Origin of the sequence: Labrenzia sp. C1B70, assembly GCF_000475395.1 — a bacterium.
GTDB classification, from domain to species: domain Bacteria; phylum Pseudomonadota; class Alphaproteobacteria; order Rhizobiales; family Stappiaceae; genus Roseibium; species Roseibium algicola.
The window spans coordinates 91,167-104,141 of the sequence record NZ_AXCE01000006.1; the positions used below are offsets into that span (position 1 = coordinate 91,167).

Annotated in this window: 16 protein-coding genes; 6 read left to right on the top strand and 10 right to left on the bottom strand. The window is 58.4% G+C overall.

Annotated features, from left to right (window positions below):
• Positions 1-104 precede the first annotated feature (104 nt).
• The 6 genes from Q666_RS42175 to Q666_RS42200 form a co-directional block, all read right to left on the bottom strand.
• A complete protein-coding gene (locus Q666_RS42175; RefSeq protein ID WP_023003861.1) occupies positions 105-1,061 on the bottom strand; it encodes a methyltetrahydrofolate cobalamin methyltransferase in 957 nt (318 codons plus the stop codon).
• On the bottom strand, positions 1,062-1,955 hold the full coding sequence (locus Q666_RS42180; protein ID WP_023003862.1) for a methylenetetrahydrofolate reductase: 894 nt from the start codon (positions 1,953-1,955) through the stop codon (positions 1,062-1,064).
• On the bottom strand, positions 1,948-2,250 hold the full coding sequence (locus Q666_RS42185) for a virulence factor (protein ID WP_031270670.1): 303 nt from the start codon (positions 2,248-2,250) through the stop codon (positions 1,948-1,950). Before Q666_RS42185 ends, Q666_RS42180 begins: the two co-directional genes overlap by 8 nt.
• Positions 2,251-2,363: 113 nt before the next feature.
• Positions 2,364-3,011 carry a DUF1638 domain-containing protein gene (locus Q666_RS42190; RefSeq protein ID WP_031270672.1) on the bottom strand — a complete coding sequence of 216 codons (648 nt, stop codon included), beginning with the start codon at positions 3,009-3,011 and terminating at the stop codon, positions 2,364-2,366.
• Between the two features lie 26 nt (positions 3,012-3,037).
• Positions 3,038-3,742 (bottom strand): B12-binding domain-containing protein, encoded by a 705-nt coding sequence (locus tag Q666_RS42195; protein ID WP_031270674.1) that lies wholly within the window; start codon positions 3,740-3,742, stop codon positions 3,038-3,040.
• Positions 3,743-3,919: 177 nt separating this feature from the next.
• Positions 3,920-4,537: a TetR/AcrR family transcriptional regulator gene (locus tag Q666_RS42200; RefSeq protein WP_023003866.1), complete on the bottom strand. Its 618-nt coding sequence runs from the start codon at positions 4,535-4,537 to the stop codon at positions 3,920-3,922.
• Between the two features lie 87 nt (positions 4,538-4,624).
• On the opposite strand from Q666_RS42200, the gene Q666_RS42205 reads away from it, so the two are divergent.
• Positions 4,625-5,137, top strand: coding sequence for an anthrone oxygenase family protein (locus Q666_RS42205; protein ID WP_023003867.1), 513 nt, complete (start codon positions 4,625-4,627; stop codon positions 5,135-5,137).
• Between the two features lie 377 nt (positions 5,138-5,514).
• On the opposite strand, the gene Q666_RS42210 is transcribed toward Q666_RS42205, so the two are convergent.
• Entirely contained in the window at positions 5,515-7,185 is a 1,671-nt protein-coding gene (locus Q666_RS42210; protein WP_023003868.1) for a formate--tetrahydrofolate ligase, read from the bottom strand.
• Positions 7,186-7,329: 144 nt separating this feature from the next.
• Positions 7,330-7,698 (bottom strand): hypothetical protein, encoded by a 369-nt coding sequence (locus Q666_RS42215; RefSeq protein WP_031270676.1) that lies wholly within the window; start codon positions 7,696-7,698, stop codon positions 7,330-7,332.
• Positions 7,699-7,830: 132 nt separating this feature from the next.
• On the opposite strand from Q666_RS42215, the gene Q666_RS42220 reads away from it, so the two are divergent.
• Complete coding sequence (locus tag Q666_RS42220) at positions 7,831-8,391, top strand: XRE family transcriptional regulator (RefSeq protein WP_023003870.1); 561 nt, start codon at positions 7,831-7,833, stop codon at positions 8,389-8,391.
• 24 nt (positions 8,392-8,415) lie between these two features.
• Here Q666_RS42220 and Q666_RS42225 read toward each other — a convergent pair whose 3' ends face one another.
• Positions 8,416-8,946, bottom strand: a complete 531-nt coding sequence (locus Q666_RS42225) for an Lrp/AsnC family transcriptional regulator (protein ID WP_031270679.1) — start codon at positions 8,944-8,946, stop codon at positions 8,416-8,418.
• Positions 8,947-9,030: 84 nt separating this feature from the next.
• Here Q666_RS42225 and Q666_RS42230 point away from each other — a divergent pair, with 84 nt between their 5' ends.
• From Q666_RS42230 to tdh, 4 genes are all read left to right on the top strand, one after another.
• Positions 9,031-9,414, top strand: a complete 384-nt coding sequence (locus tag Q666_RS42230; protein WP_023003872.1) for a RidA family protein — start codon at positions 9,031-9,033, stop codon at positions 9,412-9,414.
• Positions 9,415-9,460: 46 nt separating this feature from the next.
• Positions 9,461-10,087 carry a LysE family translocator gene (locus tag Q666_RS42235; protein WP_023003873.1) on the top strand — a complete coding sequence of 209 codons (627 nt, stop codon included), beginning with the start codon at positions 9,461-9,463 and terminating at the stop codon, positions 10,085-10,087.
• 157 nt (positions 10,088-10,244) lie between these two features.
• Positions 10,245-11,432, top strand: a complete 1,188-nt coding sequence (locus Q666_RS42240) for a glycine C-acetyltransferase (RefSeq protein WP_023003874.1) — start codon at positions 10,245-10,247, stop codon at positions 11,430-11,432.
• Between the two features lie 11 nt (positions 11,433-11,443).
• Entirely contained in the window at positions 11,444-12,469 is a 1,026-nt protein-coding gene (gene tdh / locus Q666_RS42245) for an L-threonine 3-dehydrogenase (protein ID WP_208994021.1), read from the top strand.
• A 124-nt stretch (positions 12,470-12,593) separates the two neighbouring features.
• Here tdh and Q666_RS42250 read toward each other — a convergent pair whose 3' ends face one another.
• A complete protein-coding gene (locus tag Q666_RS42250; RefSeq protein ID WP_031270681.1) occupies positions 12,594-12,797 on the bottom strand; it encodes a YgaP-like transmembrane domain in 204 nt (67 codons plus the stop codon).
• Positions 12,798-12,975 lie beyond the last annotated feature (178 nt).

The window sequence follows — 12,975 nt, forward strand, 5'->3', positions numbered from 1 at the left end:
ATTAAAGGGAGGGGATTGGGGTGGAGATTCCATCCTGAAACTGGTGAAAAGCCACCCTGTTTGCGGAAGGGGAGAGAACCGCAAACGTGTTATGACATCTGGGCTCAGCCGGCGGACCGACGGGCCGCGCGTCCACCGCGGCGGCGACCGCCAGCAGACGCACCACCTTCACCAGGTGCTGCAACCGCACCTGCAGCGGCAGGCTGATGATCACGGTAGGTCATGATCCATTCCGAGCAGTTCGGGTCAGTGCCGTTGAGCACGTTCGCCGCACGTACGGCTTCCATTTCCTGCGGGCGGCACGGGTTCATGATCGCGGAGGTCATGCCGGCACCGATGACCATCGGAATGAAACCGGCATTGATGCCGTGGCGATGCGGCAGGCCGAAGGAGATGTTGGAAAGGCCGCAGGTCGTGTTGACCTTCAGCTCTTCACGCAGACGGCGCAGCAACCGGAACACCTGCTGACCTGCGGTGCCCATGGCGCCGATCGGCATCACCAGCGGGTCCACGACAATGTCGTGTGCGGGAATGCCATAGTCGGCAGCATGCTGAACGATCTTCCTGGCGACTTCGAAACGAACGTCCGGATCTTCGGAGATACCGGTCTCGTCGTTCGAGATCGCCACCACCGGCACGTTGTATTTCTTGATCAGCGGAAGGATCGCTTCCAGCTTCTCTTCTTCACCGGTCACGGAGTTGACCAGCGGACGGCCCTTGGCAACCGCGAGGCCGGCCTCGATGGCGGCGGTCACGGATGAATCGATAGACAAGGGAACGTCGACAAGTTCTTGAACTATCTCAAGAGTTTTGACGAGGAGTGGCGGTTCGGTCTCGTTCGGGTTGACCGCTGTCACGCCTGCGTTGACGTCAAGCATGGTCGCGCCTGCAGCCACCTGGGCCAGCGCATCGGCCTTGACGGTTTCGAAGTTGCCTTCGGCCATTTCCGCCGCCAGCTTCTTGCGGCCGGTCGGGTTGATCCGCTCGCCGATCACGCAGAACGGCTGATCGAAACCGATAACGATTTCCTTGGTGGCGGACGCGACAACAGTGCGGGTCATTTATGCGCTCTCATTGGCAGTCAGGATTGAAGACGAGGTTTGAAAAGACCAGCTCCCGCGGCTGTGCAGCCACTCGGCGGTTTTCTGGATACCGCCGAAGGGATAGGCGTGAATCTGGGCCAATTGGGTGTTCGGCTGGCTGGTGACGCGGGTCTCCAGCGGATCGACCATCGTGTCAGGATCGTAGCCCGACAGCATGGAGACGACAGCACCGCCGCGCTTCTTCAGGAAGTTGAAGGAATTTTCAACACCGGCAAAAGCAGCATATTTCAGCAGGGTCGTCATCTTTGCCGGACCGGCAACGCCGACATGGACCGGGAACTCGTTGCCCCATTCGCGCAGCTCGTCCAGCCACAGGCTGACGCGGTGCGGATCGAAACCGAACTGGGTGACAATGCGGAATTCCGCATCGCTTTCGCGGGCAAGTTCGTGCTTGCGCTGCAGGAAGCTCTTGATGACGTCCGGCTTGATGTCCGGTGCGCCTTCCGGGTGACCTGCAACGGCGATCTTCTTGATGCCGAGCTTGTCGAAGAGGCCCGTCTCCAGAAGAGCGACGGATGAGGTGAGGGGGCCGGCTTTTTCTGCTTCACCGGCAATGGCCAGAACCTCGGTCGCACCTGCTTCCTGGGTCAGACGCGTGATGCGGCGCTCGAAGTCCTCGCGGCTGGCGTACCTGCGGGCCGCCATATGCGGAACGGCGGTCAGCTTGTTGTCGCGCAGGATGCGTGCGGCATCGACGATCATGTCTTCCGAGCAGTTGCCCAGATCCGTGACATAGACCTGCGTGCCCGCCGGAATAAATTCCAGAAGCTCGGTCTTTTCGACCACCTGCTTGGGAGACATTTCGGTAGAGGCGGGAAGCCGCCCATTGGCCAACAGGCGCTGATCAGTCATGTTCCGAGCCTCCATTTGCGAGCAGGGTTTTCAGTCTCTCTTTCGGATAGGCCGAGACCAGGTCGGTCAGGGCTGCGTCCGCTTCCGTTTCCAGGTCGTCCGTGACGGAGACCGGGTCTGTCCGGCGCCACTCCGCCATGTAGGCGTCGCTGTCCTTCGCTCCGATCCGCATCGCGCAGGCATCAATGGCTTCCATGAACATGGCCGGCAGTTCCCGTCGGGCGGATTTGCGCCCCTGTTTCACCAGGATCTGTGCCGGGATGTCCCGCCAATAAACGATGATTTTCTGCGCCATTCTCGGACTTTCCTCCTGAGAAACATGTTTGCCGAAAGCTGGCTGATCCAGGACGCCTGATAGCGGCATCATCACGTGAAAAACCGACTTGTCCGGATGCTATTTTGCGACGCTCAGTCCGTCTGGCCCTTGTCCAGAAACGGCTGAAGCAATCCATACCCGGTTCGGCGCATTTCAAACGGCAGACCCAGCCGGTCCGCCGCGCGCCGCGCCGCATCCTCAAGGGCAGGGTCATCGGTCTGCGCAAGGTAAAGAACACGGGTGTAATGAGCGAAATACATGTCCCGCAAATGCGGGTGCCAGTCGAGGCCGAGTGGTTCGATGACCATGGTCTGGAAGTGACGGGCCAGGAAGTCGGTCAGGTAGAAGGTGCCGAGCTGGTCGTCTTCCATCTGGTCGAATTCGTCTATCCCCGTGAAGAAGGCATAGCAGTGTGCGCCATCGATGCGTCTCGCGCCGGTTTCTTCCAGCACCTTGTCGAGCAGGCCACCGGTTCCGCAATCGCCGTAGGCAATCAGAATGTCGGAATAGGTGTCCGCATTCTTGAGGATGGCCCGGCGGACTTCATCAGGGATCTTTTCCGGCGAGTTGTGAAGCTTCGCCGGAAGGCAGGTGATGTCGAGATGATCGAGGCGGTTCTTTTCGCGGATGGCGACGATTTCGCGTGCCAGAGCCCCGCAGGCAATAACAAGAACGCGGCCGGCCTTGTCGTCCGCGCTCCCATCCGTTTCAACCGGAAAGAGAGGCTCGCCCACCAACATTTCGGCAGCCTCCTTGAACATTGCCGTCAGCCCTTGTTGGCCAGCATGTTGTGGCGGCGAGCGATCAGATCTTTCGCCATTTCCACAGCAACGGCCGCGTCGCGGCAATAACCGTCAGCACCGACGGCTTCGCCGAATTCCTCGTTCAGCGGTGCACCGCCAACGAGCACGATATAATCGTCCCGGATGCCCTTGGCCTTCATTTCGTCGATCACGACCTTCATGTAGGGCATGGTGGTGGTCAGTAGAGCTGACATGCCGAGAATGTCCGGCTGATGCTCTTCAATGGCCGCAAGGTAGTTTTCGACAGGGTTGTTGATGCCGATGTCGATCACTTCAAAGCCGGCGCCTTCCATCATCATCGAGACAAGGTTCTTGCCGATGTCGTGGATGTCGCCCTTCACGGTGCCAATGACCATCTTGCCAACCTTCGGCGCACCGGTTTCCGCCAGCAGCGGACGCAGGATGCCCATGCCGGCTTTCATGGCGTTGGCGGAAAGCAGCACTTCGGGAACGAACAGGATGCCATCGCGGAAGTCGACGCCGACGATCCGCATGCCTTCGACAAGGGCCTTGGTCAGGATGTCGTAAGGTACCCAGCCGCGTTCCAGAAGGATGTTCACGGCATCCGTGATTTCTTCCTGAAGACCGTCGTAGAGGTCGTCATGCATCTGCTCGACAAGTTCGTCGTCAGAAAGGGAGGCGAGATCAATATCGTCTTCGTCAGACATGGGCAGCTCCAACCAGGCACAACGGCCATCAACTTAGTGCAAAACCTTATGCCTCAAGCCGGATTCGCCGATATCTCCAAAGCGACACGGCTAGTCGTTTACGCGACAGGGAAATCAAGCCAGGCCGTTCAATGTCAATTTTGTACGGTGACGGGAAATGTTTGTAGCTGTCTAAACTTACGAGAAGGCAGTGGCGCTGCCTGCCGAAAGAAGCTTCACGCCCTGCCAGGCGGTTTCCGCACGGGCGTCGATGTCGTTTTCCGACCATTCAGCCACGGCGCGTGTCACCAGCCGGATTTGAAGATCGCCGATCAGCAGGGACAGATAGATTTCCGCCGCGGTTTCCGTCTCGAGGCCTGTCAGCAGTCCGTCGCCCTGAACCTTCGCGACAAGGTCGGTTACGAGCGGCCTGATCGCGTCGCGACCGCTTTGCGCGAGGGCAGTTCCAAGCGTGCCGGTCGTGTCGGCGGCAGCTGCACGGTTGAGAGCGATTGCGGCCGGGTTCGAAAGAACGCCCAGGAGACGTCGGCCGAAGTTCCGCAGTGCTTCGGTGGGAGACGGGTTGTTTTCGATACACTCTCGAAGTGACTGGCGAATGTTTTCTGCATTGCGATCCACCAGGGCGCTGAACAACCCGGTCTTGTCTCCATACCAACGGTAGAGCGTTTCGTTGGAGGCCTTTGCTTTTTTTGCGACTGCCAGCATCGACAGGTTGTCATAGCCCTGATCCAGCAGCAATTCGATCGCCGCCGCTTCTATGGATGCTTTCCGTCGTTCCCTGGCTTCCGCCCGCATGTCGTTCTCTCCGTCGCTTGCTCAAAACCGTAATCGATGTTACGGAAATTACAATCCGTACACTTAATTACGGTTTTGGAGTTTGGGATGTATCGACTTGCACTTGGAACCGGTCTCCTGGCGCTTGTTTTTGCCGGGGCCATCTTCGGTTTCTTCTATGCCTGGGTCTGCTCAACCATGTGGGGCCTGGATGCCACTGATCCTCGCATTGCGATAGCAGCCATGCAGGCCATGAACGCGTCTGTCCGCAACGCCGTTTTTGCGCCCGCTTTCTTCGGCACGCCTTTCGTTCTTGCTCTTTCCGGGGTCTTCAGCCTGTTGTCTGGCCGGCGCGCAGCCGGGGTCGCCTTTGTAGGTGGAGCAATCGTCTATGCGCTGGGTGGCATCATGCTGACGTTCCTGGTCAACGTGCCGATGAACCTCGAGCTTGCTGAGGCAGCGATCCCGAAAAACCTGAATGAAGCGGCAATGCTCTGGCGGTCCTATTCCGAGCCTTGGCAGGTGTGGAACCAGACACGGACCGTCTTCTCGGGCATTTCCCTGTTGTTGGCTGCGATCGGGCTCGTACTGCTCGGCCGAAACCCACACCGCGCTGACTAGCCAAAATCTCAACTTTCTTCATGCGTGGCTCGACCATCGCATCCACGCTGTTTGACTTACGCAAGTGCGGCCTTCGTTCGAGGCGATGTTTCGGTATGGATTGCAGGGTCGAGCCCTGCAATGACGGAGGAAGTGACGGATTGGTACTTTCTTTGATGGATTATGCAATTTGTTGGCAGGCAAACCGCTCCATCTTTTCCTTGTCTTCGTCATGCCATGGCTCGACCGTGGCATCCATGCCGTTTCAGTTCCTCTTGTGTAGCGTTTGAAGCGATGTCATTCCGCCGCAGGCTGAGAGACCGTTGGCCACACGCCACACAAAAAAAGGCAGGTCCTGAGACCCGCCTTTTCTGGTATTCGGCATCAATTCCGAATGCTCAGAACAGACCTTCGATCTGACCTTTTTCGTCCAGTTTGATGTGGTTAGCTGACGGCACGCGCGGCAGGCCGGGCATGGTCATGATTTCCCCGCAGATCACCACGATGAAGCCAGCCCCTGCCGACAGGCGGACTTCACGAACCGGCAGGCTGTGGCCGGTCGGGGCGCCTCGGCGCTGCGGGTCTGTCGTGAAGGAATACTGGGTCTTGGCCATACAGACCGGCAGATGACCGAACCCGTCGGCTTCCCAACGCTTGAGCTGGTCGCGCACAGACTTGTCTGCCAGAACTTCGTCTGCCCGGTAGATCCGTTTTGCGATGGTTTCGATCTTCTCGAACAGGGACAGGCTGTCGTCGTAGAGCGGTGCGAACTGCGCCGCGCCGCTTTCGGCAAGGGCTGCCACACGGGTGGCAAGTTCTTCGGTGCCTGCGGAGCCGTTGGCCCAATGGGTCGCCAGGATCGCTTCAACGCCGAATTCGGCGCAGTAATCCCGCACGGCCTGAACTTCCGCTTCCGTGTCTGCTGTGAAGTGGTTGATGGCCACAACTGCCGGAACACCGAACTGCTTGACGTTCTCGATGTGGCGGCCAAGGTTGGCGCAGCCTTTTTTCACGGCCTCGACGTTCTCGTTGCCGAGGTCTTCCTTGGCAACGCCGCCATTCATCTTCAAGGCCTTGATGGTTGCGACGATGACAACCGCATCCGGGCTGAGGCCTGCCTTGCGGCATTTGATGTCGAAGAACTTCTCGGCACCGAGATCTGCGCCAAAGCCAGCTTCCGTCACCACATAGTCGGCCAGCTTCAGGGCTGTCTGGGTAGCAACTACGGAGTTGCAGCCGTGTGCGATGTTGGCGAAAGGGCCACCGTGAATGAATGCGGGATTGTTTTCCAGCGTCTGCACCAGGTTCGGCTGCATTGCTTCTTTCAGCAGCACGGTCATGGCGCCGTCTGCTTCCAGTTCGCGCGCGGTGATCGCCGTGCGGTCGCGCCGGTAGGCAACGATGATGTCGCCGAGCCGCTTCTGCAGATCTTCGAGATCGGTGGCCAGGCAGAGGATGGCCATGATTTCGGAGGCGACGGTGATGTCGAACCCTGCTTCACGCGGAAAGCCGTTGGCAATGCCACCAAGCGAACAGACGATGGAACGCAGTGCGCGATCGTTCATGTCCATAACCCGGCGCCAGACCACGCGGCGAATGTCGATGCCCAGTTCGTTGCCCCAGTAGATGTGGTTCTCGATCAGGGCGGCGAGCAGGTTGTGGGCCGAGGTGATGGCGTGGAAGTCTCCGGTGAAATGCAGGTTGATGTCTTCCATCGGGACGACCTGCGCATAGCCGCCGCCGGCTGCGCCGCCCTTCATGCCGAAACAGGGGCCGAGCGAAGGTTCGCGCAGGCAGATCATCGCGTTCTTGCCGATCCTGTTGAGGCCGTCGCCAAGACCGACCGTTGTGGTCGTCTTGCCTTCGCCGGCCGGAGTCGGGTTGATCGCCGTCACCAGAATCAGCTTGCCGCTTTTGCGGCCATTGAGGTTGGCAATGTAGTCGGCGGAAATCTTGGCCTTGGTGCGCCCATAGGGCAGGAGAGAGTCTTCGGGAATATTCAGCCGTGTGCCGATCTCCTGAATGGGTTTCATCTTGGCTGCACGGGCAATTTCAATATCGCTGGCCATGGGTTCTCTCTCCGAAGCGTTTCCGATTTCTTGTTTTCCGGATGCGGTTTTGCACCGCCCCGACTTGTGCCGGAACGCTATGGGAGAGGGCGGTGCAGCAAATGTTCCGAAAGCGACAGGATGCGCCCCGGAAGCGACGGCAATTCAATCGGCGCGGTTGCGCAGCACAGTTGCGAGAAAAACCAGCATGTTCAGAACCGCCAGAACAGAGCCGGCCTTGGCCATGATTTCCCCTTCGGCGTTGATCGCAAATACGATCCCGGGCACCAGTACGATGACGGTGAGAACCGACAATCCGTAGTGGATGAGCGCAAGGCGCGAGGCGGCAGCCTTTGGTGCAAGGGCGTAGTAGGCACCAAAGACGGCCATCATCACGAAGCCGATCAGGTTGAGATGCCCATGCGCTGGCGCAAGTGTGTGATCAGTGGTCGCGGACATGTGGATGCCCCAGGCCATGCCGATCAGGGCAAAGAGTGCGGCCGTGGCAAAATATAGACGTGGTATCGCTTTCATGTGTTCCCCCCGGAAGACGATGGCCATTCCTGTTTTCAGGTCCTGGCCGAGAGAAAGCTTACATGATTTGTGACAGTTGGATGACGGGAAAAGTAAATTGCAATATCTGGCGAAACGGATTTTAGTTCCGTAATGACAGATTCAGACATTCTCTCCCGTTTGCCGGCCCGCCTCAAGAAAGCGCGGCGCGCCCAGGGGCTCTCGCTCGAGGCCGTTGAAAAGCTCTCCGGCGTTTCCCGCTCCATGGTCAGCCAGATCGAGCGCGGGGAGTCCAACCCGACTGTCGCGACCCTGCTCAATCTGACCAGGGCCCTGAATGTCGACTTTGCAGGTCTTCTGGGGGAGGAGGCAGCCGAGGATCGGGTCGAGATCGTGCACGAACATCAGACCCCGGCGCTCGACAGGGCGGGAGACGGCTGCAAGATCCGCATCCTGTCACCGCCTCAGGACACAGGCCGGTTCGAAATCTATGAGCTGATATTCGCGGCAGATGGAAAGCTCGACAGCAAACCGCACGAACGTGGAACGCGGGAGCAACTGATAGCGGAAGACGGACAGCTTGAAGTCACGTCAGGTGTGGCCAAAGGTGTCATCGGAAAAGGGGACACGGCTCGCTACGCCGCAGACGTGCCCCATTGCATTGCAGCCGTTGGCGGCCCGGCTCGGGCGATCCTGATGGTGATTAAGTTCTGAAGGCCGCGAGCGCTTCCTTGACCTTCACACAGCCGGCAGCGGCACATCAGGCCAGGTTTCCGTGACCTCCGCCTGCACCGGCCGGTCGAGATACGTCGTCAGCACCACATAACTTCTGGTCGCCCTTACGCCTGGCAGGGCATAGACCTGTGCAAGGAAGCGTTCCATCGCGTCGGCATTGGCCGTCCGCACCTTCAGGATGACACAACAGTCGCCCGTGACGGAATGGAGTTCTTCCACTTCCGGAAAGTCCCGCAACTTCATCATCCGCTCGCTCTTGCCCCATCCGCTGGCATCCACATGCACGAAAGCCAGAAACGGTTTGCCGACAGACATGGGATCAATGGCGGCGTTGGTGGAGGAGATGGTGCCGGACGCGATCATCCGCTTTACCCGGTCATGCACCGCCGGTGCGGACAGCCCGACCTTGGTCCCGATCTCGGCATAGGTCTGCCGGGCATTGCGCACCAACTCGCCTAATATTCTTCGGTCGAACGCGTCCACGGGGCGGCCGGGAGAGCTGTTTTTCTGAATGGTCTCTTTATTTGTTTTCATTCGGCCAGATCCTTGTTGCGGTGAATCGTGTTCGTCTGAACAGTCATTTCCGAAACAGATTTCGGAAGAAGGATCTTCGACTTGATGGAGCGGACAATCAACCCGGACAAGGGCATTTACCCGGCAACACCGGATTATGTGCATGCCCTGGAAGTGACCGGTGCAGGGCGGTTGCTCTTCGTCAGCGGCACCATGGGGCTTGATGTAATCGGCCGGGCTCCAGAGAGCCTGGAAGAGCAGCTCGATCTGGTTTGGGCGAACCTGCGCCGGATCCTGACTGAAGCGGACATGACGACCGACAATATCGTCCGCGTCACCAGTTATCTTTCAGATCCGGACCATGCCGAAAAGAACCAGGCCGCACGACTGGAGGCACTGGGCGCCCGACGCGTCCCGACCACCGCCATTGTGGTTCGAACGCTGACACCCGAGTGGATGATCGAAATCGAAATTGTCGCGGCCGCTTAGGCGAAGCAGCAGTTCTCGGCAAATCTGGCGAGCGCAGGAGAAAGCAATGCAGTTCGAGACCTATCTGATCTTTCTTGTCACGACAGCTGTCGTGGTTTTCTCTCCCGGTGCGGCGGCCGTGGCCGTTGCGTCGCAAGGGGCGGGGAATGGTGGGCGTCGGGCACTTGGTGGCGTTTTTGGTATTGCGTCTGCCAATGCCGTTTATTTTGCGCTTTCGGCAACCGGCATTGCCTCACTGATCATTGCTTCCAACCTGGTGTTCTCGGTAATCAAATGGGCTGGTGTAGGATATCTCGTCTGGTTGGGTCTGACCGCACTCTTCACGCCGGCAGGCGCAATTCGTGTCAAGCGATCCGGGCGGCAGTCCAGCCTGAAGGCGTTGTTCGCCCAGGGCTTTGTGATCGAGTTCGCCAATCCGAAGGCACTGCTCTATTTCGCAGCCATTTTGCCCCAGTTTCTCGACATCAATGCACCCATTGTTCCGCAGATCCTCATCATGGGCATGACGACTTTCCTGATCGACCTGACATCCTACACGGCATATGCCTTTCTGGGGGATCGCCTGACCCGTGGCGAGATGAAGAACTGGGTTGTAGGTCTCGTCAACAAATGCACCGGGGTTGCCTTGCTCTATGCAGGTTTTCGAATGGCGGGTGTCACTGTAATGCGTTAGTATCTGCGGATATTTCCTGGCCGGAAAGGCTGATGCGATCGCCTGGATCTTGCGGAAGGGTAGTTGCAAGAATCCGTGATACCGGAAATCGAATCTTTTATTTCGGACAAATATCCGGCATAGTGGAGGAAATATCCATTTTGCCGGAGGAAACCCTGTGTCCGATGCCTTTCTGTCGCATATTTCCGAGACGCTTAGAGAAATCGAGGCCGAAGGGCTCTACAAACGCGAGCGGTTGATCACCTCGCCGCAGGGCGGTTTGATCACGGTTGGCGGGCGCGAGGTTATCAACCTTTGCGCAAACAATTACCTGGGTTTGGCCGATCATCCGGCTCTCGAGGAGGCGGCGCGCAAGGCACTTGAGCCAAAGGGTTACGGCATGGCGTCCGTGCGCTTCATTTGCGGAACGCAGGACATTCACCGGCAACTTGAGCAACGCCTGGCTGAATTTCTTGGCAAGGACGATTCCATTCTGTTCGCGGCCTGTTTTGACGCAAATGGCGGCTTGTTCGAGCCTTTACTCGGTCCTGAGGACGCGATCATATCGGACGCGCTCAATCACGCATCGATCATAGACGGTATTCGCCTGTGCAAGGCCCAGCGCTATCGCTACGCCAATTCCGATATGGCGGATCTGGAAGCGAAGCTGAAGGAAGCCCGGGCCGCCGGAGCTCGCCATATCATGATCGCGACCGACGGTGTCTTCTCGATGGACGGCTATCTGGCCAACCTGCCGGGGGTGACCGAACTCGCCAGGCAATATGATGCCGTGGTGATGGTCGACGATTGTCATGCGACCGGCTTCATGGGGCCGAAGGGCAAGGGCACCCCGGCGCATTTCGGGGTTGATGTCGACATCCTGACCGGAACGCTCGGCAAGGCGCTGGGCGGCGGCATTGGTGGTTACATTGCCGGGCCTCAGCCGGTTATTGACCTGCTGCGCCAGCGGGCAAGGCCCTATCTCTTCTCCAACTCCCTGCCACCGGCAGTGGTCATGAGCGGTCTTGAGGCCATCCGCCTGGTAGAAGAGGGTGACGATCTGCGCAAGAACCTTTTTGAGAATGCCGGCTATTGGCGTGCAGGCCTCGAAGCGCTCGGCTTCACGCTTCTGCCGGGTGAGCATCCCATCATTCCGGTGATGCTGGGCGAGGCAAAGTTGGCCCAGGAAATGGCGGCAAAGCTGTTTGAGGAAGGCGTCTATGTCTCCGGTTTCTTCTTTCCTGTGGTGCCGCGCGGTCAGGCCCGCATTCGCACGCAGATGAACGCGGCTTTGACCCGGTCCGATCTGGATCGCGCACTGGAAGCCTTCGAAAAGGCCGGCAAGGCGACGGGGGTTCTGTCATGACCAGCAACCAGATGAAGGCGCTGTCCAAATCCGAACCGAAGGAGGGCCTCTGGATGACCCGCGCGCCGGTGCCGGAAATCGGTCCGGACGACGTTCTGATCAAGATCCACAAAACCGGCATTTGCGGCACGGATATTCACATCTGGAACTGGGACGACTGGGCGTCGAAGACCGTGCCGGTACCGATGATCACCGGTCACGAGTTCGCCGGCGAAATTGTCGAACTCGGCAAGAACGTGACCGACCTAGAAATCGGCCAGCGATGCTCAGGCGAGGGGCACCTGATCGGACGGCACTCACGCCAGTCTCGCGCGGGCAAGTTTCATCTGGATCCGGAAACCCGCGGCATAGGCGTCAACGAGCAGGGTGCCTTTGCAGAATATCTGCGCTTGCCGGCTTTCAATGTTGTGCCTTTGCCGGACGAGATCGACGATGAGATCGGCGCCATTCTCGACCCGCTCGGCAATGCGGTTCATACCGCACTCAGTTTCGATCTGGTTGGAGAGGATGTTCTGATCACCGGAGCCGGTCCGATCGGCATCATGGCCGCTGCTGTTGCCCGTCATGTCGGGGCGCGCAATGTCGTTATCACCGATATCAATCAGGCGCGTCTCGACCTTGCAACGAAGGTGGCCGACGTGGTGCCGGTCAATGTCGCCCGAGACGATCTGAAAGGCATCGAGAAGAAACTCGGCATGAAGGAAGGCTTCGACGTCGGCCTGGAAATGTCCGGCAGTCAGGTAGCGCTCGATCAGATGGTCGAGAACCTCGTGATGGGCGGGCGAATTGCACTGCTTGGTATCCCGCCTGGAAAGTCGCCCGTCGACTGGTCACGCATCGTGTTCAAGGCGATCACGATCAAGGGCGTTTACGGCCGGGAAATTTTCGAGACCTGGTACAAGATGATTGCCATGCTGCAGAACGGTCTGGACGTGCGCAATGTCATCACGCACCGGTTTGGTGTCGATGATTTCGAAAAAGGTTTTGCTGCCATGAAGTCAGGCGAAGCCGGCAAGGTAGTCCTCAGCTGGACCTGAGCCGACTGAATGGCGAAGGGAACTTCAGTAGCTACATCAACAATCAAGTGACGCAAGATCGCTCTCGATCAGATCGAAGGCGATCTTTTCGCGCGCGTTTCTTTCCTGGCGGCGTTGCATCCTTTCAGGCAAAGCCGGATTTCTGCGGCAAACCCAGCTTTTTCAGGACCATCACCACCGGGCAAAGTCCAGTAAAGGACGCCTGGACGAGATGGGCGCCGAGAATTCCGGTGAGCCAAAGCCAGTTGAGATTGACGTAGACAGCCAGCAATACCGACGCAAGTATCAGCAAGCCGACCACGAGAAGAATGGCGCGTTCGACGGTCATCGTATTCTCCCAAGTTTCATTCATTCGAAACAGAGAAATTATGCGCCCATTTTACCGCGTTGAACAGGTCCCTGGTTCCGGGGTGACATATCGCCAAGCAGGGATCTCACCGGCGTAATCGCGGTAATTTTCGGATCGGCAAGAGAATAATACTCATTTTGAGCATTATTCTCTTGCT